At 66.4% G+C, this 22,305-nt stretch carries 24 protein-coding genes and 1 tRNA gene; 14 read left to right on the top strand and 11 right to left on the bottom strand.

Annotated elements, in window-relative coordinates; genetic code table 11:
• Window positions 1–85 precede the first annotated feature (85 nt).
• Entirely contained in the window at window positions 86–535 is a 450-nt protein-coding gene (locus OWC43_RS22230) for a DMT family transporter (protein ID WP_393958359.1), read from the top strand.
• Between the two features lie 52 nt (window positions 536–587).
• Here the strand turns inward: OWC43_RS22230 and ettA are convergent, their stop codons facing one another.
• The 3 genes from ettA to OWC43_RS22215 form a co-directional block, all read right to left on the bottom strand.
• Window positions 588–2,240 carry an energy-dependent translational throttle protein EttA gene (gene ettA, locus OWC43_RS22225; protein ID WP_137829087.1) on the bottom strand — a complete coding sequence of 551 codons (1,653 nt, stop codon included), beginning with the start codon at window positions 2,238–2,240 and terminating at the stop codon, window positions 588–590.
• 200 nt (window positions 2,241–2,440) lie between these two features.
• Window positions 2,441–3,793, bottom strand: a complete 1,353-nt coding sequence (locus tag OWC43_RS22220) for an MFS transporter (RefSeq protein ID WP_393958357.1) — start codon at window positions 3,791–3,793, stop codon at window positions 2,441–2,443.
• On the bottom strand, window positions 3,790–4,437 hold the full coding sequence (locus OWC43_RS22215) for a PRC-barrel domain-containing protein (RefSeq protein WP_393958356.1): 648 nt from the start codon (window positions 4,435–4,437) through the stop codon (window positions 3,790–3,792). Before OWC43_RS22215 ends, OWC43_RS22220 begins: the two co-directional genes overlap by 4 nt.
• Window positions 4,438–4,743: 306 nt before the next feature.
• On the opposite strand from OWC43_RS22215, the gene OWC43_RS22210 reads away from it, so the two are divergent.
• Window positions 4,744–5,139 (top strand): hypothetical protein, encoded by a 396-nt coding sequence (locus tag OWC43_RS22210; RefSeq protein ID WP_137829090.1) that lies wholly within the window; start codon window positions 4,744–4,746, stop codon window positions 5,137–5,139.
• Between the two features lie 19 nt (window positions 5,140–5,158).
• On the opposite strand, the gene OWC43_RS22205 is transcribed toward OWC43_RS22210, so the two are convergent.
• Window positions 5,159–5,599 carry a PRC-barrel domain-containing protein gene (locus OWC43_RS22205; protein WP_393958354.1) on the bottom strand — a complete coding sequence of 147 codons (441 nt, stop codon included), beginning with the start codon at window positions 5,597–5,599 and terminating at the stop codon, window positions 5,159–5,161.
• A gap of 308 nt (window positions 5,600–5,907) precedes the next feature.
• Between OWC43_RS22205 and OWC43_RS22200 the strand changes: the two genes are divergently transcribed.
• The gene (locus OWC43_RS22200) at window positions 5,908–6,240 is read left to right on the top strand and encodes an SWIB/MDM2 domain-containing protein (RefSeq protein WP_137829092.1); all 333 of its coding nucleotides are present in this window, start codon (window positions 5,908–5,910) and stop codon (window positions 6,238–6,240) included.
• Window positions 6,241–6,352: 112 nt separating this feature from the next.
• Here OWC43_RS22200 and OWC43_RS22195 read toward each other — a convergent pair whose 3' ends face one another.
• Entirely contained in the window at window positions 6,353–7,144 is a 792-nt protein-coding gene (locus OWC43_RS22195; protein WP_393958353.1) for an SDR family NAD(P)-dependent oxidoreductase, read from the bottom strand.
• A 73-nt stretch (window positions 7,145–7,217) separates the two neighbouring features.
• Entirely contained in the window at window positions 7,218–8,582 is a 1,365-nt protein-coding gene (locus OWC43_RS22190) for an MFS transporter (protein WP_393958352.1), read from the bottom strand.
• Window positions 8,583–8,668: 86 nt separating this feature from the next.
• On the opposite strand from OWC43_RS22190, the gene OWC43_RS22185 reads away from it, so the two are divergent.
• Together OWC43_RS22185 and OWC43_RS22180 are read left to right on the top strand one after the other, a co-directional pair.
• A complete protein-coding gene (locus tag OWC43_RS22185; protein ID WP_137829094.1) occupies window positions 8,669–9,676 on the top strand; it encodes an alpha/beta fold hydrolase in 1,008 nt (335 codons plus the stop codon).
• Window positions 9,677–9,690: 14 nt separating this feature from the next.
• Window positions 9,691–10,557 (top strand): NAD(P)-dependent oxidoreductase, encoded by an 867-nt coding sequence (locus OWC43_RS22180; RefSeq protein ID WP_393958351.1) that lies wholly within the window; start codon window positions 9,691–9,693, stop codon window positions 10,555–10,557.
• A 208-nt stretch (window positions 10,558–10,765) separates the two neighbouring features.
• Here the strand turns inward: OWC43_RS22180 and OWC43_RS22175 are convergent, their stop codons facing one another.
• Complete coding sequence (locus OWC43_RS22175; protein ID WP_393958350.1) at window positions 10,766–11,473, bottom strand: glutathione binding-like protein; 708 nt, start codon at window positions 11,471–11,473, stop codon at window positions 10,766–10,768.
• A gap of 201 nt (window positions 11,474–11,674) precedes the next feature.
• Here OWC43_RS22175 and OWC43_RS22170 point away from each other — a divergent pair, with 201 nt between their 5' ends.
• The 3 genes from OWC43_RS22170 to OWC43_RS22160 all read left to right on the top strand — a co-directional run bounded on the left by OWC43_RS22170 (window position 11,675) and on the right by OWC43_RS22160 (window position 12,357).
• Window positions 11,675–11,866: a hypothetical protein gene (locus OWC43_RS22170; RefSeq protein ID WP_238307676.1), complete on the top strand. Its 192-nt coding sequence runs from the start codon at window positions 11,675–11,677 to the stop codon at window positions 11,864–11,866.
• A 73-nt stretch (window positions 11,867–11,939) separates the two neighbouring features.
• Window positions 11,940–12,016, top strand: a tRNA-Pro gene (locus tag OWC43_RS22165).
• A gap of 29 nt (window positions 12,017–12,045) precedes the next feature.
• Entirely contained in the window at window positions 12,046–12,357 is a 312-nt protein-coding gene (locus tag OWC43_RS22160) for an ETC complex I subunit (RefSeq protein WP_171015452.1), read from the top strand.
• Window positions 12,358–12,385: 28 nt separating this feature from the next.
• Here OWC43_RS22160 and OWC43_RS22155 read toward each other — a convergent pair whose 3' ends face one another.
• The 3 genes from OWC43_RS22155 to OWC43_RS22145 form a co-directional block, all read right to left on the bottom strand.
• Window positions 12,386–12,862 (bottom strand): nucleoside deaminase, encoded by a 477-nt coding sequence (locus OWC43_RS22155; protein WP_238307677.1) that lies wholly within the window; start codon window positions 12,860–12,862, stop codon window positions 12,386–12,388.
• A 20-nt stretch (window positions 12,863–12,882) separates the two neighbouring features.
• On the bottom strand, window positions 12,883–13,947 hold the full coding sequence (locus tag OWC43_RS22150) for a spore photoproduct lyase family protein (protein WP_393958349.1): 1,065 nt from the start codon (window positions 13,945–13,947) through the stop codon (window positions 12,883–12,885).
• Window positions 13,948–14,087: 140 nt separating this feature from the next.
• Window positions 14,088–14,858, bottom strand: a complete 771-nt coding sequence (locus tag OWC43_RS22145; RefSeq protein WP_393958348.1) for an SHOCT domain-containing protein — start codon at window positions 14,856–14,858, stop codon at window positions 14,088–14,090.
• A gap of 254 nt (window positions 14,859–15,112) precedes the next feature.
• On the opposite strand from OWC43_RS22145, the gene glgX reads away from it, so the two are divergent.
• The 3 genes from glgX (at window position 15,113) to OWC43_RS22130 (ending at window position 19,463) form a co-directional block, all read left to right on the top strand.
• Complete coding sequence (glgX, locus tag OWC43_RS22140) at window positions 15,113–17,383, top strand: glycogen debranching protein GlgX (protein ID WP_393958619.1); 2,271 nt, start codon at window positions 15,113–15,115, stop codon at window positions 17,381–17,383.
• A 140-nt stretch (window positions 17,384–17,523) separates the two neighbouring features.
• Window positions 17,524–19,119, top strand: coding sequence for a histidine kinase famiy protein (locus OWC43_RS22135; protein ID WP_393958346.1), 1,596 nt, complete (start codon window positions 17,524–17,526; stop codon window positions 19,117–19,119).
• Window positions 19,120–19,145: 26 nt separating this feature from the next.
• A complete protein-coding gene (locus OWC43_RS22130) occupies window positions 19,146–19,463 on the top strand; it encodes a plasmid stabilization protein (RefSeq protein ID WP_137829103.1) in 318 nt (105 codons plus the stop codon).
• 49 nt (window positions 19,464–19,512) lie between these two features.
• Here OWC43_RS22130 and OWC43_RS22125 read toward each other — a convergent pair whose 3' ends face one another.
• The gene (locus OWC43_RS22125) at window positions 19,513–20,724 is read right to left on the bottom strand and encodes an NADP-dependent isocitrate dehydrogenase (RefSeq protein WP_137829104.1); all 1,212 of its coding nucleotides are present in this window, start codon (window positions 20,722–20,724) and stop codon (window positions 19,513–19,515) included.
• Between the two features lie 326 nt (window positions 20,725–21,050).
• On the opposite strand from OWC43_RS22125, the gene OWC43_RS22120 reads away from it, so the two are divergent.
• From OWC43_RS22120 to OWC43_RS22110, 3 genes are all read left to right on the top strand, one after another.
• Window positions 21,051–21,599: a formaldehyde-activating enzyme gene (locus OWC43_RS22120; RefSeq protein ID WP_137829105.1), complete on the top strand. Its 549-nt coding sequence runs from the start codon at window positions 21,051–21,053 to the stop codon at window positions 21,597–21,599.
• A gap of 103 nt (window positions 21,600–21,702) precedes the next feature.
• On the top strand, window positions 21,703–21,972 hold the full coding sequence (locus OWC43_RS22115; RefSeq protein ID WP_137829152.1) for a type II toxin-antitoxin system ParD family antitoxin: 270 nt from the start codon (window positions 21,703–21,705) through the stop codon (window positions 21,970–21,972).
• Window positions 21,969–22,241: a type II toxin-antitoxin system RelE/ParE family toxin gene (locus OWC43_RS22110; RefSeq protein ID WP_393958344.1), complete on the top strand. Its 273-nt coding sequence runs from the start codon at window positions 21,969–21,971 to the stop codon at window positions 22,239–22,241. The genes OWC43_RS22115 and OWC43_RS22110 overlap by 4 nt, the downstream gene beginning before the upstream one ends.
• The last annotated feature ends 64 nt before the right edge of the window (window positions 22,242–22,305 follow it).

Below are 22,305 nucleotides of genomic sequence, written 5' to 3'. Positions count from 1 at the left end.
CCATACGAGTCCCACCGCGCAGCCGACACGGGATGATTGCGTCCAAAGGTCGGTGCGGGCGCCTTGGCGGTAGGAGCCCTGACCCTTGTCCTCATCCATCGCACTCTATGCCGCGGCGGCGGTCGCCGGTGTCGCCTTCGTGGTTCAGCAGGCGGCCAATGCGAAGCTGCGCGGTGCGCTCGGCTCCGGTCTCTGGGCGGGCTTCACCAATTTCGCGGTCGGCGGGGTGGCGGTGCTCGTCCTCATCGCGCTCCTGCGCGAGAGCGTCCCGCCTCTCGCCGCAGCGGGACGGGCCCCTTGGTATGCCTGGATCGGCGGCCTTCTCGGCGCGCTCTACATCGTCGGTTCGGTGTTCCTGCTGCCGCGCATCGGCGCGGCCGCTCTGATTGCGCTGATCCTGGTGGGTCAGATGCTCACGTCATTGGTTTTCGACCATTTCGGCCTGTTGGGCGTACCCGTTCATGAGGCCAACGTACCCCGGATCGTCGGGGCCGTGCTGCTGATAGCCGGTGTCGGCCTGATCAGCGCATTCTGATGAACCGGAGATCCCGGCGAGGCCCCGAAGGAACTCGCCGGGTCACGCATCGTTAGCGCGAAAACTTCTTGTACTTCAGCTTCTTGGGGATGATCGAGTCGGTGCCGAGACGGCGCTTCTTGTCGGCCTCGTAATCCGAGAAGTTGCCCTCGAACCATTCGACATGGCTGTCGCCTTCGAAGGCGAGGATATGAGTCGCGATGCGGTTCAGGAACCAGCGATCGTGGCTGATGATGACGGCGCAGCCGGCATAATCCTCCAGCCCCTCTTCGAGTGCCCGCAGGGTCTCCATGTCGAGGTCGTTGGTCGGCTCGTCGAGGAGCAGGACGTTGCCGCCCTTGCGGAGCGTCGCCGCGAGATGGACGCGGTTGCGCTCCCCACCCGAGAGCACCCCGACCTTCTTTTGCTGATCGCCGCCCTTGAAGGCGAAGGCCGCGCAATACGCGCGCGAATTGATCTCGCGCTTGTTGAAGTAGAGGATGTCGTTGCCGCCCGAGATTTCCTGCCAGACGGTCGAATTCGGGTCGAGCGCATCGCGGGACTGATCGACATAGCCGAGATGCACGCTTTCGCCGATCGCGATCGTGCCGGCATCCGGCTTCTCGTTGCCGGTGATCATCTTGAACAACGTCGTCTTGCCGGCGCCGTTCGGGCCGATCACCCCCACGATGCCGCCCGGCGGCAGCTTGAACGAGAGATCCTCGATCAGCAGGCGGTCGCCGTAGGCTTTGTTGAGGTTTGTGAACTCGATGACGTTCTGGCCCAGGCGCTCGGTGATCGGGATGACGATCTGCGCGGTGGCGTCGACCTTCTGCTGCTGCTTGGCGACCAGTTCCTCGTAGCGGGTGATACGCGCCTTCGACTTGGTCTGACGGGCCTTCGGCGAAGCCGAGATCCACTCCTGCTCGCGGGCAATCGAGCGCTGGCGGGCCATGTCCTCGCGGCCCTCCTGTTCCAGGCGCTTCTGCTTCTGCACCAGCCAGGACGAGTAATTGCCCTCGTAGGGAATGCCCTTGCCGCGATCCAGCTCGAGGATCCAGCCGGTGACGTTGTCGAGGAAGTAGCGATCGTGGGTGACGATCAGGATCGCACCCGGATATTGCCGCAGATGGCCCTCGAGCCAGTTCACGGTCTCGGCGTCGAGGTGGTTGGTCGGCTCGTCGAGGAGCAGGAGTTCCGGCTCCCACAGCAGCAGGCGGCACAGGGCGATGCGGCGGCGCTCACCGCCCGACAGCGTGGCGACGGGTTGCTCATCGCTAGGACAGCCCATGGCCTCCATGGCCTGATCGACCTTCGAGTCGAGCTCCCAGAGGTTCTGCGCCTCGATCTTGTCCTGAAGCGCGGTCATCTCGTCCGCGGTCTCGTCGGAATAGTTCATGGCGAGTTCGTTGTAGCGATCGAGCAGCGCCTGCTTCTCGGCCACGCCCTCCATCACGTTCTCGCGGACCGACTTGTCCGGATCGAGCTGCGGCTCCTGCGGCAGGTAGCCGACGCGCGCACCCTGCGCGACCCAACCGTCGCCGGTGAAGTCCTTGTCGATGCCGGCCATGATCTTGAGCAGCGTCGACTTGCCCGATCCGTTGATACCGAGCACGCCGATTTTGGCGTCGGGGTAGAACGACAGGTTGACGTTATCGAGGACCTTCTTGCCACCTTGGTAGGTCTTGTTGAGACCCCGCATGTGGTAGATGAATTCGCGGGCCATGTGCGCTCGTCCTTGCGAAGGGGGGCCGTGCCGGTCGGGCCGGATGCGCGCCGCCCCGCGCGAGGACGGCCGCCTCTCGGGACCGAGCCGCGCGGGCGCCTTCCGCTCACGGGTAAAGAATTTGCTGTCCGAGTATCAGGGCCGCCGGGCAGGGGCAAGGACGGGGTCGATTCTGCCGTCATCGCCGTGCGGCAACGAGGTCACGTCCCGGCGACGCGCTCCTCGGGAGGGCCCCGCGTTTCGGGCATGATGACGAGGACGAGGACGAGACCGGCAGCGCCGACGACGGCCAGCCCCAAAAAGGTGCTCTGGCTGCCGAGATGGTCGGCCATGAAGCCCGCCAAAGCCGTGGAGAGCGCTGCGCCGATGCCCATCCCGGTTCCGACCGCTCCCAGAGCGGTGTTGAAACGGCCGGTGCCGCGGGTGAGATCGGACACGATCAGCGGAACCATGACGCCGAGCACCGAGGCGGAGATGCCGTCGAACACTTGGATGGCCACCATCCAGTAGGGGTCGCTGACGAACGCGAAGAGCAGGCCGCGCACGGGCAGGGCCGCGAAGCCGATGACGAGGAGTGGCTTGCGACCCCAGCTCTGGGCAAGCCGTCCGACGAACGGGGCCGTGACCGCGAGAACCGCCTGAGGGACCATGATGCAGGCCGCGACCAGAGCGGTGGCGGTCTCGCTCGCCCGCAGCGTCATGACGGAGCCGACCAGGGGCAGCATGGCGGCATTGGCCAGGAAGAACAGCACCATGCAGGCGGCAAAGCACAGGAGCGCCCGGTTCTTCAGAAGTGCAACCATCCCGCCGGCCGACGGGGTCGTTGCCGGCTCGTCCGCAACTGCGGGACGGGAGAGGTCGGCGCGCCGCGACGGGATGAACCGCAGCGAGATCAGGGCCGGCACAACCAGGGCCCCCGCGAGGTAGAACACCGCGTCGTTGGAGAGGTAGTAGCCGACCGCGCCCATGCTGGCGGCGCCGAGGGCGTTGCCGATGGCCGAGAAACTCGCGTTGCGGCCGAGCCGCGCGCCCGCCCGGGCATGGCCGACGAGGCCGATCGAGATCGCCGCGATGGCCGGCGTCAGCACGCAGCTCGCCGCCGAATGGATCGCCATGGCGAGCATGACGATGAGGTAGGTCGGGAAGGCGGCGAGCATCACGGCGCTGGCCCCGACCCAGAAGGCCGAGAAGGCTGCGGCGAAGCGCTTGGAGCGCGAGGCATCGACGAAAGCGCCGCCGGGCATCTGCCCGAGCAGGCTGACGAGGCTCCCTACGGTCAGCGCGAGGCCGATATCGGACTGGGTCCACTTCTGTTGGGTGAAATAGACGGCCAGAAACGGTCCGAAGCCGGTTTGCAGGTTGGCGATGAAGAAGGTGAAGGCGTCGAGGCCGCGGGCGGCGCTCGACGGGGGAGCGGCGGGGCCGGGCTCGCCCGTTCCCCGGCCGGGTCGACGTGCGGCGCGCCAGCCGGACCGGTCCCGCGGATCGGGCCGGGATGTATCGCGTTCGCGCGGCAGGACAGCCCGCCTTTCCGTCACCGGGAGCGCCGTCATTTGTCCGGCGTCTTGTCCTGCGGCCGTGGCGGGGCCGCATCGGCGGGCTTCTCCGCAGCAGGCTTCTCGGCCGCGGGCACGGCGGCCGGCGCCGCCGGCGCCGCGGCCGCCGAATCGGTTTCGGCCGGGGCGGCCGACAGGGCCGGGCTGGAGGCGCCGAGGACCACGATCGGCTCACCGGCCTTGTATTCCGGCGAAACGCGGACCTGATTGCGGTTGAGCTGAAGCACGAGGCGACCGACCTTCCCCTCGGTCGTGAACTTCAGCACCCGCCAATCGACGGCGATCTTGCGCGATCCGACACCGAGGAAGCCGCCGAAATCGATCACGGCCGCGCGCGGGCGGCCGTCCCGATCGATGATCACGTCGATGATCCGGCCGAGATCATCACCGTTCATCGCACGCACGCTCTTGCCCAGGAGGCTCTCGTAATCCTGCGTGTCGAGAACGAGCGCCGGCGTGCCGCCGCTCTGGGTCGGCGCGGCAGCCGGTGGCGCGGCGGCGGGCGCCGCGGGAGGCGCGGCGATGGGAGGCGTCGCAGCGGGCGCATCGGCGGAACCGGTGGGGGTCGCATCGCCGGCGAAGGCCGCCGTAGAGAAGAGGGCGATCGCCGTTGTCACGATCGTCCGGATCAGTCTGCGCACCCCTTGAGTCCTTTCACCGCCTGGAAACGTCACACGCCCGAGGCCGTGGACGGTCCACGGCCGGTCGGAGCGAAGCGCGCGGATGTCGCAGCGATGCGCGGCAACCACGGCGAAGTTATGGACCGGTCGCGGCGATCCGGAGAACCCGCCCTTCCGCCTCGAATCTCGTGAGGCGGCACAAGACCCGTCGTGGACGCGAGGGTCGGATCTCTGGTCTTCGCCCCATCCCTGCCTTAGAGCCGTGCAGGAGAAGACGAGAGACAAGCGCGGCCGCCGCTGGACGCGGTCGTGACAAGGACGAATCCCATGCCCGTTCCGCCGATCGCTCGTAGAGCGGCCTTCCCCCGATTCTGCGCCCTCGCCCTCCTCGCGGCGAGTCTCGGTGGCTGCCAGGCCTTCAGCGGCGGTGCCGGCGTAATGCCGGAAACCGATATCGGGCCGCCGCCCTCGGCCCGCGGCACCGTCCCGGGCAAGACGATCCGCAACGCGCAGGTCGATGACGACGGGGCACCGTTGCCTTCGACGCCGACCCGTCGTCTCGACCTGCCGAAGAACGTGCGCGGTGAGGGCCGCACGGCCGATGCCGGATCTCGGCGCATCAGCCGCGACGAACTCGAGGGCACTCAGAGCGGAGGCGGCTCCTCGGGCGGCCTCTCGCCTTCGGTCACCCCGGGCGGCGTCGGCCTCGGCGGCAAGTTCTGACGCCATCGCCAGCCGTCCTTCAGACGGTCGGTGCTCTGCGACCACCCCAGTGGTCGTCGAGCCGGCCGCCGAAGGACGGGTCGGAGAACGGATCCTCGCCCGGTCCCTGCGTCGGAGCGCCTTCCAGCTCGGCCGGGTCGATGTCGACCACGTAGCCGCCGAGCTCGACCGAATACGTCAGCGATCGCCAGGGTAGGGGATGATAGGTCTCGCCCAGGCCGAGGAAGCCGCCGAAGGACAGGACGGCGTAGGCCACCTGTCCCGACACCTTGTCGACCATGAAGTTGTGAACAGTGCCGAGGTGACGCCCGGTACCGTCATAGACGGGCGTCCCCTCCACCTTGTCAGAGGCGATGAGCTTAGGCGTCTCGTCGATGGCAATGCCCTCGCCGGCGCTCGGATCGAGTTCCAGGCTCCCGGGCTTTCGCACGCTGCGCTCTGCGGGCAGGTCCGTCGGCATTCACCTCTCCTCGCTGGCTCCCTCGTAGGGGGACCATTCTTGAATGCGGTGCAGCGCGGGCAGTTCCCCTCGCGAAACGGGCGCGCCACCGGTTCCTGACCCCCTCGGCGTCACGCGCGGCGGGGGTGTCGCCCCTTGCGAAGCTCGAAGAAGCTGGCGAAAACCTACCTGATCTGTGGATGGGTGGCTGAATGGGGCCCTCACGCTCTTGGAACGGGCGCGGCACCGCTTAGTTGTTGCACCCTAGCGCCCCGGAACCCCCGGGCTCGTTTCGAATCTGCAGCCGGATCGCAGAACGGAGGGACACCATGGCAACGAAGACGACGGAGAAGAAGGCCGCCGCTCCGAAGAAGACCGCCGCGAAATCCACGGCCACCAAGGCCGAGGCCGGTGCCAAGCCGAACGCACTTCAGCAGCCCCTGAAGCCCTCCGCCGATCTGGCCGCCATTGTCGGCGACAAGCCGCTGCCGCGCGGCGAGGTCGTCAGCAAGGTGTGGGAGCACATCAAGAAGAACAACCTTCAGAATCCCGAGAACAAGCGTGAGATTCTGGCCGACGACAAGCTGAAGAAGATCTTCGGCAAGGACAAGTGCTCGATGTTCGAGATGAACAAGCACCTCGCAGCTCATCTGAAGGGCTAATTGTTCTCAACATTTGGTCCTGCTCGGCGTTACTTTTGCCGATCAGGACCGGCTCGTGCCTTGCCTTGAGCAGACGAGGAACCCGGTCCGTGTGGGTGGGCCGGATTTATGGTCAGGCGATGTTGCGCAAGACGCCGCCATCCACCCGCAGGGCGGCACCCGTGGTCGCGCTCGCTGCGGGTGTGCAGAGATAGGCCACCATATTGGCCACCTCTTCGGGCTGGGCCAGACGCTTCAGAAGAGAGGTCGGTCGGTTCTCAGCGATGAAGGCGCGTCCCTTCGCGTCGAGATCGCCTTCGCCGCTCCCCATGGATTCGAGAAAGTCGGCCACGCCCTCGGTCAAGGTCGGGCCCGGCAGCACACTGTTGACGGTGACGCCGCTGCCACCGACCGTCTCGGCCAAGCCGCGGGACACGGCGAGCTGCGCCGTCTTGGTCACGCCATAATGGACCATCTCCACGGGGATGTTGATCGCGGATTCGCTGGCGATGAAGACGATCCGGCCCCAGCCGCGCTCGACCATGCCCGGTCCGTAGGCGCGGGCGAGGCGGATCCCGCTCATCACGTTGACTTCGAAGAACCGTCGCCACTCCTGATCGGCGATGTCGAAGAACTGCTTCGGCTCGAAGATGCCGGCATTGTTGATCAGGATATCGACCTTCGGCAGCGATGCGACGAGTTCGGCCGCACCCTCTTCCGTTCCGACGTCACCGACGCCCGCCATGAACGCCGCCCCGGGCATCTCCCCGCGCAGCCGCTCGATGGTGGCATTCACCCGTTCCCCCGTGCGTCCGTTGATGGCGACCGCGGCACCGAGGCTGCCGAGCGTCTTGGCGATGGCGTAGCCGATGCCGCCGGTCGAACCGGTGACGAGGGCGCTGCGGCCTTTCAGGTCGATATCCATGGCTCCGCTCCGTGGCTTTCCACCCCCCGAGGGCAACGCGTGAAGCGGGGTTCGGGTGCGCGGCGGCGATGGGTCAGCTCTTGGTCCGCCGCAGACCGCTGGCGACGGCGCCGATCAGGGCCAGAGCGACGGCGCACCAGAGCGTCGGCGTGAAGGCGGCGGACGGTCCTCCGGCCGTCAGGCCGAAGGCGACGGCCACCAGCGCGGCGCCCAGCGACTGGCCGACGAGGCGGGCGCTCGATTGCATGCCGCTTGCCCCGCCGCTCCGTTCCCGCGGGGCGCTGGTAATGATGATCTTGTTGTTGGGCGATTGAAACAGTCCGAACCCGATCCCCGCGAGCGTCAACCGCCAGACGATGTCGAGTGTCGCCGGCTGGGACGGCAGCAGCGCCAGCGACGTGATGCCGAAGGCCAGAAGGACGAGGCCGAGAGCGCCGAGCAGCCCCGGGGGGTAGCGGTCGGCGAGCCGTCCGGAAAGCGGGGCGGCGATGGCGATGGCACAGGGCCATGGCGTCAGCAGGAAGCCGGTCTGCGCCACCGACAGGCCGAGACCGTCATGGAAGTAGAAGGGCAGGGCGACGTAGGCGACCATCTGCGCCGCGAAGGCACAGATCGAGGCAACCATCGAGAGGGCGAAGGGGGGAATCCGCAGCAGGTCCAGGGGCAGGAGCGGCCGGGTGAGCTGCAATTGGCTGCGCACGAACACGGCCCCGACGATAAGGGATGCGGCGACGCTCGCGAGGGCGAGACTGCGCCGGTTCGGATCGCCGAGCCCGTCCAGGCCGATGATCAGCAGACCGACGGTCAGGGCGTTCAGCGCCGCGCTCTTCAGATCGAAGATGTGCGGCGAGCGCTGCGTATCCGGGAGCGTTCGCGAACCGAGAGCCAGGGCCAGGAGGCCCACCGGAAGATTGATGAGGAACAGCCAGGGCCAGTCCGCCACGGAGAGCACCGCCGCGGCGATCGTTGGCCCGGCCGCGGAGGCGACGGCGACCACCAGGGCCACGTTGCCGACACCCCGCCCGAGCAGCCGATGCGGGTAGATGAAGCGCACGAGAGCGGTGTTGACGCTCATGATCCCGGCCGCCCCCAATCCCTGGACCACGCGCGCCGCCGTGAGGCTCGTGAGATCGGGCGCCACGGCGCAGGCCAGCGAGGCCGCCGTGAAGGTTGCGAGACCGATGAGGTAGATCCGGCGGTAGCCCAGGCTCTCACCCAGGGTCGCCAGCGGAAGGAGCGCTGCGGTCACCGCGATCTGGTAGGCGTTGACGAGAAAGATGGCCTCCGGCGCGGCGACGCCGAGATCGCGGGCGATGACGGGCAGCGCGACATTGACGATGGCACCGTCGAGAACCGCCATGGTCATGGCAAGCGCCATCGCCGAGAACGCCAGGAGGCGTTCCCGAGGCGGCAATCCGTCCGAACCGACCGGCCGCATCAGCGTCTTGCCCCACCAGAAGCGCCGTCGGGGAGGCGCGGGTACGGGCGCCGCCCTATCTGTATCCAATCGACCAAGGAGTCCTCATGCGTTCCATTTCCGCCCTGGCGCTGCTGGCGCTGGCCCTGACCGCGTCGCCGGCCTCCGCCCAGGAGGGGACGGATGTCCCGCTCGGCATCGCGCTCGAAGGCTTCGCCTATCCCCATCCGGTGAAGTACCTGCCGCTGAGCCGCGATCACGAGGCGCAGCGCCTTGCCTACATGGACGTCGCCCCGACGGGGAACGCCAATGGCCGCACGGTTTTTCTGCTGCACGGCCGCAACTTCCCTTCCAGCTACTGGGAGCCGGTGATCCGCGCCCTGGCGGAAGGTGGCTATCGGGTCGTCGTTCCGGACCAGCTCGGATTCGGCAAGTCGTCCAAGCCGGTCAAGCCCTTCACCTTCGACCGGATGGCCGCCGAAACCGTCGCACTGGCCGATTCTCTCGGCCTCCAGCGCTTCGACGTCGTCGCCCATTCCATGGGTGGGATGCTGGGCGTGCGCATGGCGCGAAATTACCCGCAGCGGGTCAATGCCCTGGTGCTCGAGGCGCCGATCGGTCTGGAGGATTACCGCTTCACGGTGCCTCCGGTCTCCGACGACCTGCTCCTTACCCGCGAGGGCGAGCTGACCGCGGACGCCTACCGCAAGCAGCTCATGACGAGCTACAGCCTCTCGCTCCCGGCCTCGGCCATCGAACCCTTCGTTCAGATCCGCGAACGGGTGAAGGGCTCGGGCGAGTATCCCCGCTGGCTGCGCTCCTTCGTGCAATCCTATCAGGCGATCTGGGGCCAGCCGGTCGTCCACGAGATCCCCCTCGTCAAGGCGCCGACGCTGTTCGTGATGGGCGCCAACGACCGCAACGCGCCCGGCAAACCCTTCGCGCCGCCGGAGTTGCGGGCGGGGATGGGTGACAACACGGCCCATGCCCGGGCGCTCGCCGCGCGGATGCCCAATGGCCGCGCGGAGGTCATCGCCAATGTCGGCCACCTCGTCCACATGGAGGCGACCGACATGTTCAACGGGCTGGTGCTCGATTTCCTGGACCGGAACTGACGCGGGAGACGGAGATGGATGTCGGTTTCATCGGGCTTGGCCGAATGGGCCGGGCCATGGCGGCGCGGCTCGTCGGCGCCGGTCATCGCGTCAGGGTGTGGAACCGCTCCCCCGAGGCGGCCCGCGCCGTCGAGGGAGCGGAGGTTGTGGGCAGCCCCGCCGAGGCTTTCTCGGGCGATGCCGCGATCACCATGCTGGCCGATGATGCGGCCCTGCGCGCCGTGGTCATCGAGGGCGGATTGCTCGACGGTGCGGCGCGTCCTGCGGTGCATGTCGGCATGTCAACGATCTCGGTGGCTCTCGCCAAGGAGTTGGCGGCGGTGCATGAGCGGGCGGGCGTTGCCTACGTGTCCGCCCCGGTCTTCGGTCGACCGGATGCGGCGGCGAACGGCGCGCTCAACATCATCGCCGCAGGTGCGGACGACGCGATCACCCCGGTGCAGCCCCTCTTCGACGCCATGGGCACGAAAACCTGGCGCTTCGGGTCCGAGCCCGAGAAGGCCAATGCGGTCAAGCTCGCCGGCAATTTCCTGCTGATTTCGGCCATCGAGGCGATGGGTGAGGCCGCGGCCTTCGCCGAGGGCCACGGCGTTGCCGGGGCCGACGTTCTCGGCATGCTGACGAGCACGCTGTTCGCCTCGCCGGTCTACAAGAACTACGGCGCGATGATCATGGAAGGGCGCTACGAGCCGCCGGGCTTCACGATGCGCCTCGGCCTCAAGGACGTGCGCCTTGCCCTCGAAGCGGGCGAGGCGGCCGCCGTACCGATGCCCTTCGCCAGCGTCCTGCGCGACAATCTGCTGGATGCCATCGCCCACGGCGACGGCGACCGGGATTTTGCCGCTTTGGCGACCGTGGCGGCGCGGCGCAGCGGGCAGTGAGTTACTAGCCCGACGTTCGTAAAATTCCGGGAGGGCCCGTAATCGTCTGGCTGCGCGTCCTTTCGCTGGACTTCCGTTGCGAGCCCGAGCGGGACGGTAGGAACCGCTCAGGCTCGGCTTCTCCATGACGGCAGGCCATCGCGTGCCCTGCCGTCTCCCCATGGGTCAGCGACATTCGGTGACGATGCCGACCCGCTGATCCCCGCGGCTACCGTTTCGTGTTGGCCGCCGTCTGGCCGAACATCACCTTCTTGGCATCCTCGCTCATCGGCTGACCGTGGTTCGGATTGGCTTCAACGGCCTTGGCGTAGGCCGCTTTCGTCGCCGGGCGCGCGGCGATGGCCTCGAACCACCGCTTCAGGTGGGGGTGATCGTCGAGGGACTGACCCTGCTTCTCCCACGGCACGATCCAGGGATAGGCCGCCATGTCGGCAATCGTGTAGTCGGAGCCGGCCACGAAGGCGCGGTCGGCGAGGCGCCGGTCGAGGACGCCGTAGAGTCGATTGGTTTCCTTGACGTACCGGCCGATGGCGTAGGGAATCTTCTCCGGGGCATATTGCGAGAAATGGTGGTTCTGGCCGAGCATCGGCCCCAGGCCGCCCATCTGCCAGAACAGCCATTGCAGCACTTCGGCTCGGCCGCGCAGGTCGCCGGGAAGGAAACGGCCTGTCTTCTCGGCGAGGTAGAGCAGGATCGCTCCGGACTCGAACAGGGAGACCGGCGCGCCGCCATCGGTCGGTTCGTGATCGACGATGGCCGGCATGCGGTTGTTCGGCGCGATTTTCAGGAATGCCGGCTCGAATTGCGCACCTTTGCCGATGTCCACCGGATGGATTCGGTAGGGTAGGCCGACCTCTTCCAGAAACAGCGTCACCTTATGGCCGTTCGGGGTCGGCCAGTAATGTAGATCGATCATGGGAAGCCTCGTCAGTCCGCGCCCCAGGGAACGGGGCGGCGGCGGGGGTGGCGGCGAAGTGGGAACGCCTGCAGGCCCGGTCAAGCTCGAATGAAAGCGCGACTTGTCCGCTCGCGGGTAAGGGAAGCTTCAAGCACCCCGTGTCTCTCTCGATCCGGCGCAGGAGGTGAGGGAGCAATGGTCTCGGCGGTATCCACGAGCATGGCGGGCCTGAGCGCGGCCTTTCAGCGCTTCGACGGCGCGGCGGCGCGCGTCGCATCCCCCCAATCCGCGACCGATCCCACCGCTGCGGTGGTGGGCACGGTCGAGGCGAAGATCGACGTGGCGATCAACACCGCCGTTCTGAAATCCTCCCTCGAAGCGGAGAAGCGCCTCCTCGATATTCTCGTGTAAGGACGAATCGCGATCAGGCCTTGCTTGCCCGGAGGGAGCCGAGGCGGTATCTCCATCGGGCCCGTCAGGGTGTCGGGGTGTAGCGCAGTCTGGTAGCGCATCTGCTTTGGGAGCAGAGGGTCGTAGGTTCGAATCCTATCGCCCCGACCATGCCCTTCCCGGAGTCGTCGAACCGTCCGATGTCGAGCGCCCGCATCTATCGCCCCGCCAAGGATCCGTCGCAATCCGGGCTGGCGCGCACCAAGCAATGGCTTTTGGAGTTCGATCAGACCGCCCCGCGCGAGACCGATCCGCTCATGGGCTGGACCGGCTCTTCGGACATGCTGCAGCAGGTGCGGCTGGAATTCGACACGGCCGAGGAGGCGGTGGCCTACGCCAAAGCCCAGGGCATCGCGTACCGCGTCGAGGAATCGAAGCCCCCGGTCATCCGGAAGGGCCTCTCCTATTCTGACAATTTCAAATTCAACCGCACCGCGCCCTGGACCCACTGAGGGTCGGGCGCGGTCCGTTCCGAGCTTATCACCCGTTGCGGTTCCGCTCGGCCCATTCGCGGAACACGTTCGCCTCGCCGGGCAACTGCAGATACGACACCCGCATCGGCTGCTCGTCGGCCGGTCGGCACAGTTCGGCGTAGATTCCAGCACTCAGCAGGCCCTCCGCCTCCGCCTCCTTCGCCGTGAAGGCGTAATAGCCGCGCTCGACGCCCGCGAGCCGCATCGCCGCGTGGCACATTGGGCAGGGCTGCCCGCTGGCATAGACGATGCTGCCATCGAGCTTCGGTCGTCCGAGCCGTTGGCTCGCCGCGCGAAGGGCCGCCATCTCGGCATGGTCGGTCGGATCGTGGCTTTTGTGGATGCCATTCGCGGCCCGGGCCACCACCTCCCCGTCGCGCACGATCACGGCCCCGTAGGGCCGTCCCCCCTCCGCCACGTTCGCCCGTGCGATCTCGACCGCCTCACGCAGATAGGCCGCGTGATCGTTTCCGTCCTCGCTCATGTCGTCATCCTATCCGTGGCTCAGAACGCGTAGCGCACCGTGCAATATGGCAGCCGCTCGGCTAGCAACGCGCGGAAGCGCGTGAGCCACTTCCCCTTCCAGCCGGTGCGGTAGCGCAGATTGTCGCCCCCGCCCTCGGAGCGCTTGGTCTCCTGGATGTCCGGACGCCACAGCAGGGCCTCCGCCTTCGGGTGCCAGCCGAGATTGACCGCGTGCAGACCCGCATTGTGGGTCAGCATGATGATCTCGCATTTGAGCTGGCGTTTGGCGGCCTCCGACAAGCGGTCGTCGATCTCGGCGAAGAGCTCCGCCCAATCCGCCTCCCAGCCTTCGTAGAGGATGACGGGCGAGAAATTGACGTGGACCTCGTAGCCGGCGGCGAGAAAGTCGTCGATGGCCGCGATCCGATCCGCGATCGGCGCCGTTCGGACGTCGACGATCTTGGCGATCCGGGCTGGCATCAGCGAGAAGCGGATCCGGGTGCGTCCTTGCGGGTCATAATCCAGAAGCTCACGGTTGACCCATTTGGTGGCGAACGAGGCTTTGGCATTCGGCAGACCCCGGAACAGGGCGACGAGGTCGCGGACATTGTCGCAGATCATGGCATCGACGGAGAGGTCGCCGTTCTCGCCGAGATCGTAGACCCAGGCCGCCTCATCGACTTGATCAGGCTCCGTCAACGGCCCCTGCTTGGCCGCATGGCGCGTGATCGCGGCGGCGACCGCCTCGATATTGACGAACAGGGAAATCGGGTTCGAGAAACCTTTGCGGCGCGGCACGTAGCAATAGGCGCAGGCCATGGCGCAGCCATTCGAGATCGACGGCGCGATGAAGTGGGCCGAGCGTCCGTTCGGGCGCATCGTGAGTCCCTTCTTGACGCCAAGCACCAGCGTCGAGCGCTTGATCCGGACCCAGTCCTCGACCGAGCCCTCGTTCCCGTGCAGCGAGGGAATGTTCCAGTGCGAGGGGACTTCGACGCGCTCGGCCTCGGGGTACCGAGCCAGGATCTCCCGGCCACGCGGGAAGCTCGGGACGGCGGGTTCGAGGAAGATACGATCGATATCGAGAAGCGCGCGGTCGGCCATGATGGTGATATGGCGCTTCGGGCGTTGCGGGTCCGGTGCTGCGGCGAAGAGACTGTGCGCAAACGTGCCCAGCCTTCGTTCCGGGCCGCGAACAGGGCGAGCGCTCGAAGAGATGTCGAACGTCGAACGATCGCCTCCGGTCAGATCCGCGCCAGCATCTGCGTCTTCTTGTCGGTGAACTCCGCGTCGGTAAGGACGCCCTTGCGGTGGAGCTCGGCGAGCCGCTCCAGAATCGTCAGAATCTCTTCGGAATCCGTGGTCGGCTGACGCGCCGGGATCGGCTCCGATCGCGGCGGGACCGCAGCCGCTCCGCCGGGCGATCCAACGGCCTCGTCCGGTTTCGCTCTTGGCAGGTCCTCCGGGGGCGGGCTGACGGGTTCCGAGTCGATCGGCTTGAGGTCCTGTAGCGCGAAGCTCCCGGTCGGTCCGCTGAAGCGGAACGAGGCGCTGCCACCCTGCTGCTGGGAAACGCCGGTCACTTCCCGGTCGCCCAGATCGTAGAGTGCAACGCGGCCGTTGGTCTCGACCGCGAGCCGGCGGCTGGCCGGAAAGAAGGCGTAACGCGTGCCGCCTTGCGCGCCGACGCTCGACGGCACGCCGAGGCCGTCCGGCCACCAATTCCCGGCCCCGGGCACGCCATGCGTTTCCGGCAGCGGAAGCGTCGCGGCGAGTTCGGTGCAGAGGGCATCGATCTTCGCTCGGAGCGCGTGGTCGTTCATGCGGCCGACCATGATCATGCCGCCGCGCGACCACTGGCCGAGTCCGCCCAGTTCGGGATGGTCGAACTGGGCCATCGTGCCGTGACCGGCTTCCAAGGCACGGATGAGATGCTGCACCGCCTCGATGCTCACGCCGTGGCGGTCCGCGATCGTCGAAAGGTTCGTCCGCCGCTCGGACGCGTCGTCACGCATGATGGTCCCCGCTTCCCGTCCGACGCCCGGCCGCGCCGCGTCGATCCTCGACCGCAGCGTGAAACGCCCTCGCGCATCAGGAGTTTCGCCCTGGCCCGTCCGGCGAAGCGGTGACGCATCGGTTCGCCGACGCGGCAAGGGCGGAAATAATTGCTGCAACGCCACGCCACGGGGGAGCTTCGCCGTGGCGTGAACGTTCACTGACGCGACGGGGCCGCCGCTCAGGGCCCGCCACGGTGACAATTGGAATGACGATGGCCGATCAGGACAGGACTGCGAGCCCCAAGCCCCGCGTCGCGCGCTCGCGCATTCGCGAAGGCTCGCCTCACCCCCGCGGCGCCACCTGGGACGGACGCGGTGTCAATTTCGCGCTGTTCTCGGCCCACGCCACCAAGGTCGAGCTCTGCCTGTTCGACGATGCGGGCGAGAAGGAGATCGAGCGGATCGAGCTGCCCGAATATACGGACGAGGTGTGGCACGGTTACCTGCCGGACGCGCGGCCGGGCACGATCTACGGCTACCGGGTTCACGGCCCCTACGAGCCGGAGGCCGGTCATCGCTTCAACCCGAACAAGTTGCTGATCGACCCCTATGCCAAGGGCTTGGTCGGTACGATCCAGTGGAACCCGGCCCTCTTCGGCTACAAGATGGAGACGGGCGACGACCTGACCTTCGACGATCGCGATTCCGCACCCTACACCCGCCGCTCACGGGTGATCGACCCGGCCTTCACCTGGGGTCGCGACGAGAAGCCCCGCGTGCCGTGGGAGCGCACGATCATCTATGAGACCCATGTGAAGGGCTTCACCAAGCTGCATCCGGCGGTGCCGGAGAAGCATCGCGGCACCTATGCCGGCATGGGTCACCCGGCGGTCCTCGACTACATCAAGAGTCTCGGCGTCACGTCGGTCGAGCTCCTGCCGGTCCACTCCTTCGTGCAGGACGATTACCTGCAGCAGAAGGACCTCATCAATTACTGGGGCTACAACACGATCTCGTTCTTCACCCCCGCCCGGCGCTACGCGGCGGTGGCGGACTTCGCCTTCTCCGAGTTCAAGGAGATGGTGGCGCGCATGCACGGCGCCGGCCTCGAGGTGATCCTCGACGTGGTCTACAACCACACGGCCGAGGGCAATGAGAAGGGCCCGACCCTCTCCTTCAAGGGCGTCGACAACGCCTCCTATTACCGCCTGCTGCCGAACCAGCCGCGGTATTACATCAACGACACCGGCACCGGGAACACCTTCAACCTGTCCCATCCGCGGGTGTTGCAGCTCGTGACCGACTCCCTGCGCTACTGGGCGACCGAGATGCGGGTCGACGGTTTCCGCTTCGATCTCGCGACGATCCTGGGCCGGGAACCCTACGGCTTCGACGAGGGCGGCGGCTTCCTCGATACCTGCCGCCAGGACCCGGTGCTCAACGACGTCAAGCTCATCGCCGAGCCGTGGGATTGCGGTCCCGGCGGTTATCAGGTCGGCGGCTTCCCTCCCGGCTGGGCCGAGTGGAACGACCGTTTTCGCGACGACGTCCGGGGGTACTGGAAGGGCGACGGAGGTCTTCTGCCGGGTCTCGCCTCGCGCATCACCGCGTCGGCCGACAAGTTCAACAAGCGCGGCCGCCGGCCCTGGGCCTCGGTCAACTTCATCACGGCCCATGACGGCTTCACGTTGAACGATACGGTCTCGTACAACGAGAAGCACAACACGGCCAATGGCGAGGATAACCGTGACGGCCACGGTCACAACCTCTCCTACAATTACGGCGTTGAAGGTCCGACCGACGATCCGGCGATCCGTTCGGTCCGTCTGCGCCAGATGCGCAATCTCCTCGCGACGCTGTTCCTCTCGAAGGGCACGCCGATGTTGCTTGCGGGCGACGAGTTCGCTCGGACGCAGCAGGGGAACAACAACGCCTATTGTCAGGACAACGAGGTGTCCTGGGTGGATTGGGGCGCGATCGGCGAGGAGGAGCGGGATCTCGCCGAGTTTACCCAGCGCCTGATCCTCCTGCGCAACGCTCTGCCGATGCTCTCGCGCGGACGCTTCGTGACGGGCGCCTACGACGAGGAGTTCGGCGTCAAGGACGTGACGTGGCTGACGCCTGCGGGCACCGAGATGGCGCCGGAGAACTGGAACGACGGCAATTCCCGTTCGCTCGCGGTGCTGCTCGACGGTCGCGCCCAGGCCTCGGGCATCCACCGGCGCGGGGAGGATGCGACCCTGCTCCTGTTCTACAACGCCTATCACGACGTCGTCGGCTTCACCTTCCCGGACACGCCGGGCGGGACCGCCTGGACGCGGCTCCTCGACACCAACCTGCCCGATGACCAGGACGTGGCGAGCTTCAAGGTCGGCGAGACCTACTCGGTGACGGGACGGTCGATGCTGATGTTCGTGCTCAAGCCCGACGAGAGCCCGGACGGCGAGCACAGCGCGACCGAGCGTTCATACCAGTTCGTGATGCAGGCGTTCGAGCGCGCGAATGTCGAGAGCGTGCGTTTCGGCATCGATACGGAGGAGTAAGTCCGGTTTGCCGGGTGGGGGGGACTCACGGCGCCCCGCCCGGCATGCCAAGAGGGTTTGGCAGCAAGGTATGCCAAGCGACTTGCGAGGGACGAGCGCGGCGATACCCGTGATCGATCCCGTGGGAGAACGGCTTTCCGATGACCGACATTCCCGAGAAGCCGTCTCACGGCGCTCATCCGCGCGTCGAGGCCAGCATCCGCGGTCGTGAATTCGAGTCCGGCAGCGGCATCTTCTTCGCCGCCGTCGAGATGACGCGCATGCCGATGACGGTGGTCGATCCGAACCTGCCCGACCAGCCGATCGTCTTCGTCAACCAAGCCTTCCTGACGATGACGGGCTACGACAAGTCCGAGGTCATCGGCCGCAATTGCCGCTTCCTGCAGGGACCGAACACCGATCCCGAGGCCAAGGCGCGGCTGAAGGCGGCGATTGCGGACCAGACGGATATCGCCCTCGAACTCCAGAATTATCGGAAGGACGGCTCGACCTTCTGGAACGCGTTGTTCGTCAGCCCGGTCTACAATGCCGCCGGCGACCTCGTATACTTCTTCGGCTCGCAACTCGACATCACCCGCCGCCGGCAAGCGGAGGAATCGCTGCATCAGGCGCAGAAGATGGAAGCGATCGGTCAGCTGACCGGCGGCATCGCCCACGATTTCAACAATCTGCTGCAAGTCATCCTCGGCTACGCGGATTCGCTGGCGACGAATCTTGACCGCCCCGATGCCGACCGTGGCCGGATGACCCGCGCCGTCGGCAATATCCGCGAGGCTGCCGAGCGTGCCTCGACGCTGACGCAACAGCTTCTATCCTTCGCCCGTAAGCAGCGGCTCGAAGGGCGAACCATCAGTCTGAATGCTTTGGTCGAGGAAATGCGCCAACTCGCGGAGCGCACCCTCGGCGAGACGATCACCATCAGGACGGATCTCGCCCCCGGCCTCTGGCCCTGCCGCCTCGATCCCACTCAGGCGGAAGTCGCTCTCCTCAACATTCTCATCAATGCCCGCGATGCCATGCCGGAGGGGGGACGCGTCGGCATCGCGACCCGCAATTGCGAACCGTCTGCTCCTGGCGGGTCGCGGTGCGTTGCCGTCGAGATCACCGATACGGGATCGGGCATACCCTCGGATGTGCTCGCTCGGGTGATGGATCCGTTCTTCACCACCAAGGAGGAGGGGAAGGGTACAGGGCTCGGGTTGTCCATGGTCTACGGCTTCGCCAAGCAGTCCGGCGGCACCGTCCAGATCGAATCCGTCGTCGGCGAGGGCACCACCGTCCGCCTTCTGTTTCCGGCAAGCGAAGAAACCCGCACCGAGGAGCGTTCGGCGTCCAACGTCACGTCACCCGAGCCACAGGGGGGCAGCGAAACGGTGCTCGTCGTGGACGATCGCGCCGACGTCGCCGAACTCGCCCGCGCCATTCTGCGCGATTACGGCTACGGCACGCTCCTGGCCCGCCATGGACGCGAGGCGCTGGAGATTCTCGACGATCACCCCGAGATCGATCTTCTGTTCTCCGATCTGATCATGCCGGGAATGGACGGGTTGACGCTGGCCCGCGAGGCCCGCCGTCGCCGCCCCTCGCTGCGGGTCCTGCTCGCGACGGGCTACGCTGAGGCCAGCCTGGAACGAACCGGATTGCCCCGCCCGGAGTTCGAGATCTTGAACAAGCCGTACCGCCGCGCCGACTTGATCCGGCGGATACGGACAATCCTCGACGCGCCGACGACGTGAGCGGCGCCGACTGACGGGAGAGATCGATGGCCCGCGGCGACAAAGGGAAATACACCGACAAGCAGGTCCGCAAGGCCGAACATATCGCCGAATCCTACGAGGCGCGCGGCGTGCCTGAGAAGGAGGCCGAGTCCCGTGCCTGGGCCACGGTCAACAAGGATGACGGCGGCGGCAAGAAGCCCGGCGGCTCCGGCCGTGGCAAGTCGACGGGACATCCGGCGGCCCACAAGGGCGGCCGAAGCGGCGGCACGGCATCAGCCTCGCGGACGCCCGAACAACGCTCGGCCTCAGCGAAGAAAGCCGCCGAGACGCGCAAGCGCAACGCTGCAGAGAAGGCCGGCTAAGACCGGCCCGAGCCCTCCCCGGCATGGGGGAGGGTTCGGGCATCTGTCTTCAGGCCATCGCGGCCTTGAGGTTCTCGTCGACCTTGTCGAGGAAGCCGTTGGTGGTGAGCCACTTCTGGTCCGGGCCGACGAGCAGCGCGAGATCCTTCGTCATGTGACCGGCCTCGACGGTGTCGACGCAGACCTTCTCCAGCGTCGCGGCGAACTTGGCCAATTCGCCGTTGTCGTCGAGCTTGGCCCGGTGCGACAAGCCGCGGGTCCAGGCGAAGATCGAGGCGATGGAGTTGGTCGAGGTCGCCTTGCCCTTCTGGTGCTCGCGGTAATGGCGGGTCACCGTGCCGTGGGCGGCCTCGGCCTCCACGGTCTGGCCGTCCGGCGTCATCAGAACCGAGGTCATCAGGCCCAGCGAGCCGAAGCCCTGCGCCGCGGTGTCCGACTGCACGTCGCCGTCGTAGTTCTTACACGCCCAGACATAGCCGCCCGACCATTTGAGGCAGGACGCCACCATGTCATCGATCAGACGGTGCTCGTAGACGAGGCCGAGGCTCTGGAATTTCGACTTGAATTCCTCGTCGAACACCTTCTGGAACAGATCCTTGAAGCGCCCATCATAGACCTTGAGGATGGTGTTCTTCGTGGACAGGTAGACCGGGTACTTGCGCGCCAGGCCATAGTTGAACGATGCACGGGCAAAATCGATGATCGATTGATCGAGATTGTACATCGACATCGCGACGCCGGCCTCGGGGAACTTGAACACTTCCTTCTCGATGACGGTGCCGTCATCGCCCTCGAACTTGATCGTCAGCCGGCCCTTGCCCGGCACCTTGAAGTCGGTGGCGCGGTACTGGTCGCCGTAGGCGTGGCGGCCGATGACGAAGGGCTGGGTCCAACCCGGAACGAGGCGCGGCACGTTCGAGCAGATGATCGGCTCACGGAAGATCACGCCGCCGAGGATGTTGCGGATCGTGCCGTTGGGCGACCGCCACATCTCCTTGAGCTTGAACTCCTCGACGCGGGCCTCGTCAGGCGTGATCGTGGCGCATTTCACACCGACGCCGTGGCGCTTGATCGCCTCCGCGGCATCGACCGTGACCTGATCGTTCGTCGCGTCGCGGTGTTCGACGCCGAGATCGTAATAATCGAGATCGAGATCGAGGTAGGGGTGGATGAGCTTGTTCTTGATCTCCGCCCAGATGATCCGAGTCATCTCATCGCCGTCGAGCTCGACGACCGGATTGGCCACCTTGATCTTCGCCATGTCGGTCCCTCAGTGACCCGGTGCCGCGTGCCCGGCCGGTTGCCGTCCCGCGCGTTCCCGGAACCTCGTCGGCGCCCCTATAACGCACCGCACCACCCCGACAAAGCCGGGCTGCGATCACCTGTTTCGGAGGCGCGATTCTGTCACCGTCCCGCTTCCGGGCGGCTTTGCGCGGGGCACGCGAGAACCGCGCCAATTCGGACGACGGGATTCAAACCGGTGTCGCTCCCGGACAAGCGCACAGACCGGTCTCGCTTTACCCGGCCTGGACAAACCTATCCGGCGCTGCGACGACCCGGGCCGGTTCAAGACCTGAAGGAGACACCATGAGCGACCGCATCATCCTGCGCGCCGGCGAAGCCCTCGTCGCCGGCGGCCCGCCCAACACGGCCTCCGAGCCGGAGGTCATCATCGGCGAGCTCGACGGGCCGGTCGGCACCGCGCTCGCGACGCTGACCGGCGATCAGGTGGTGGGTCACTCCCGCGTCTTCGCGCTCCTGAACACGGATATCATGGTTCGCCCGGTCACGCTCTGCGTGTCCAAGGTGAGCGTGACCGAGAACAAGTACACCTCGATCCTGATGGGCACGGTCCAATACGCCATCGCCAACGGCGTGCTCGATGCCGTGCGCGCCGGTTACATTCCCAAGGAAAAGGCCAACGATCTCGGCATCATCTGCTCGGTGTGGCTGAGCCCCGGCGTGATTCAGGACCAGAACATCGATCACAAGGCCCTGTTCGACATTCAGCGCCGCGGCATGACCGAGGCGATCCGCAAGGCCATGACCAACGAGCCATCGATCGACTGGCTCCTGGAGAACCAGGACAAGATCGTCCACAAATATTACCAGATGGGCCTCGACGGTAAGATCTGATCTTGTTGAACTGTTGCGCCGCCGGCTTGGCCGGCGGTGCGCGCGGCTTGGACAGCGCATCGATCACGGGTATCGTCGGAACTCACCGTCTCGCGAGAGGCCCATGCCCAGCAGCGCCGATCTCGGTCCCCATCTCGAAGGTTATGTTGCGTCCCTCGTACGCGAGGGCCGTTACAGCTCCCGATCCGATGTCCTGCGTGAAGGTGTGAGGCTGATTGAGGAGCGAGAGAAGCGCTTGGCCGCGCTCGACGCCGCCCTCGATCGTGGAATCTCGGATATCGATGCCGGCCGTGTCATCGATGCAGATGAGGTGCGCGCGCGCCTGATCACCAAATACGCTGCCCTGGATACGACATCGGCGCGGAGGGGATGAAGGTCGTCTTCTCACAGGCGGCTCAGGCTGACCTCGAGTCGATTGGCGACTACATCGCTCGCGACAATCCACGTCGGGCCATGGCCTTTGTCGATGAACTCGTCGACTGTGCCGAGCAAATCGTAGACGCTCCCGAAGGTTTTCCCCTCGTCGAACGTTATCGCTCCCGCGGGATCCGCAAGCGCGTCCACAAATCCTACCTGATTTTCTATCGAATTCGGGAATGTCGGATTGAGATCCTTCATATTCTGAATGGTGCGCAGGACTAGGATACTATGGCTCTCGCCACGGATTGATGACATCACGCGCGTGCACCGCCCTCGAACACGCCGC

The sequence above is a fragment of the Methylorubrum sp. POS3 genome (assembly GCF_043352485.1).
Classification (GTDB): Bacteria; Pseudomonadota; Alphaproteobacteria; order Rhizobiales; family Beijerinckiaceae; genus Methylobacterium; species Methylobacterium suomiense.
This window is presented reverse-complemented; position numbering and strand designations above follow the sequence as displayed.

Excerpts from the sequence above, each read along its gene's own strand:
- OWC43_RS22180 (WP_393958351.1), top strand. The coding sequence starts at position 9,691 with ATGGATGTCGGTTTCATCGGGCTTGGCCGAATGGGCCGGGCCATGGCG.
- OWC43_RS22115 (WP_137829152.1), top strand. The coding sequence starts at position 21,703 with ATGCCCAGCAGCGCCGATCTCGGTCCCCATCTCGAAGGTTATGTTGCG.
- OWC43_RS22195 (WP_393958353.1), bottom strand. The coding sequence starts at position 7,144 with ATGGATATCGACCTGAAAGGCCGCAGCGCCCTCGTCACCGGTTCGACC.
- OWC43_RS22125 (WP_137829104.1), bottom strand. The coding sequence starts at position 20,724 with ATGGCGAAGATCAAGGTGGCCAATCCGGTCGTCGAGCTCGACGGCGAT.
- OWC43_RS22210 (WP_137829090.1), top strand. The coding sequence starts at position 4,744 with ATGCCCGTTCCGCCGATCGCTCGTAGAGCGGCCTTCCCCCGATTCTGC.
- OWC43_RS22150 (WP_393958349.1), bottom strand. The coding sequence starts at position 13,947 with ATGGCCGACCGCGCGCTTCTCGATATCGATCGTATCTTCCTCGAACCC.
- OWC43_RS22135 (WP_393958346.1), top strand. The coding sequence starts at position 17,524 with ATGACCGACATTCCCGAGAAGCCGTCTCACGGCGCTCATCCGCGCGTC.
- OWC43_RS22185 (WP_137829094.1), top strand. The coding sequence starts at position 8,669 with ATGCGTTCCATTTCCGCCCTGGCGCTGCTGGCGCTGGCCCTGACCGCG.
- OWC43_RS22170 (WP_238307676.1), top strand. The coding sequence starts at position 11,675 with ATGGCGGGCCTGAGCGCGGCCTTTCAGCGCTTCGACGGCGCGGCGGCG.
- OWC43_RS22155 (WP_238307677.1), bottom strand. The coding sequence starts at position 12,862 with ATGAGCGAGGACGGAAACGATCACGCGGCCTATCTGCGTGAGGCGGTC.
- OWC43_RS22200 (WP_137829092.1), top strand. The coding sequence starts at position 5,908 with ATGGCAACGAAGACGACGGAGAAGAAGGCCGCCGCTCCGAAGAAGACC.
- OWC43_RS22145 (WP_393958348.1), bottom strand. The coding sequence starts at position 14,858 with ATGCGTGACGACGCGTCCGAGCGGCGGACGAACCTTTCGACGATCGCG.
- OWC43_RS22120 (WP_137829105.1), top strand. The coding sequence starts at position 21,051 with ATGAGCGACCGCATCATCCTGCGCGCCGGCGAAGCCCTCGTCGCCGGC.
- glgX (WP_393958619.1), top strand. The coding sequence starts at position 15,113 with ATGGCCGATCAGGACAGGACTGCGAGCCCCAAGCCCCGCGTCGCGCGC.
- OWC43_RS22190 (WP_393958352.1), bottom strand. The coding sequence starts at position 8,582 with ATGCGGCCGGTCGGTTCGGACGGATTGCCGCCTCGGGAACGCCTCCTG.
- OWC43_RS22205 (WP_393958354.1), bottom strand. The coding sequence starts at position 5,599 with ATGCCGACGGACCTGCCCGCAGAGCGCAGCGTGCGAAAGCCCGGGAGC.
- OWC43_RS22220 (WP_393958357.1), bottom strand. The coding sequence starts at position 3,793 with ATGACGGCGCTCCCGGTGACGGAAAGGCGGGCTGTCCTGCCGCGCGAA.
- OWC43_RS22110 (WP_393958344.1), top strand. The coding sequence starts at position 21,969 with ATGAAGGTCGTCTTCTCACAGGCGGCTCAGGCTGACCTCGAGTCGATT.
- OWC43_RS22160 (WP_171015452.1), top strand. The coding sequence starts at position 12,046 with ATGTCGAGCGCCCGCATCTATCGCCCCGCCAAGGATCCGTCGCAATCC.
- OWC43_RS22175 (WP_393958350.1), bottom strand. The coding sequence starts at position 11,473 with ATGATCGATCTACATTACTGGCCGACCCCGAACGGCCATAAGGTGACG.
- OWC43_RS22130 (WP_137829103.1), top strand. The coding sequence starts at position 19,146 with ATGGCCCGCGGCGACAAAGGGAAATACACCGACAAGCAGGTCCGCAAG.
- ettA (WP_137829087.1), bottom strand. The coding sequence starts at position 2,240 with ATGGCCCGCGAATTCATCTACCACATGCGGGGTCTCAACAAGACCTAC.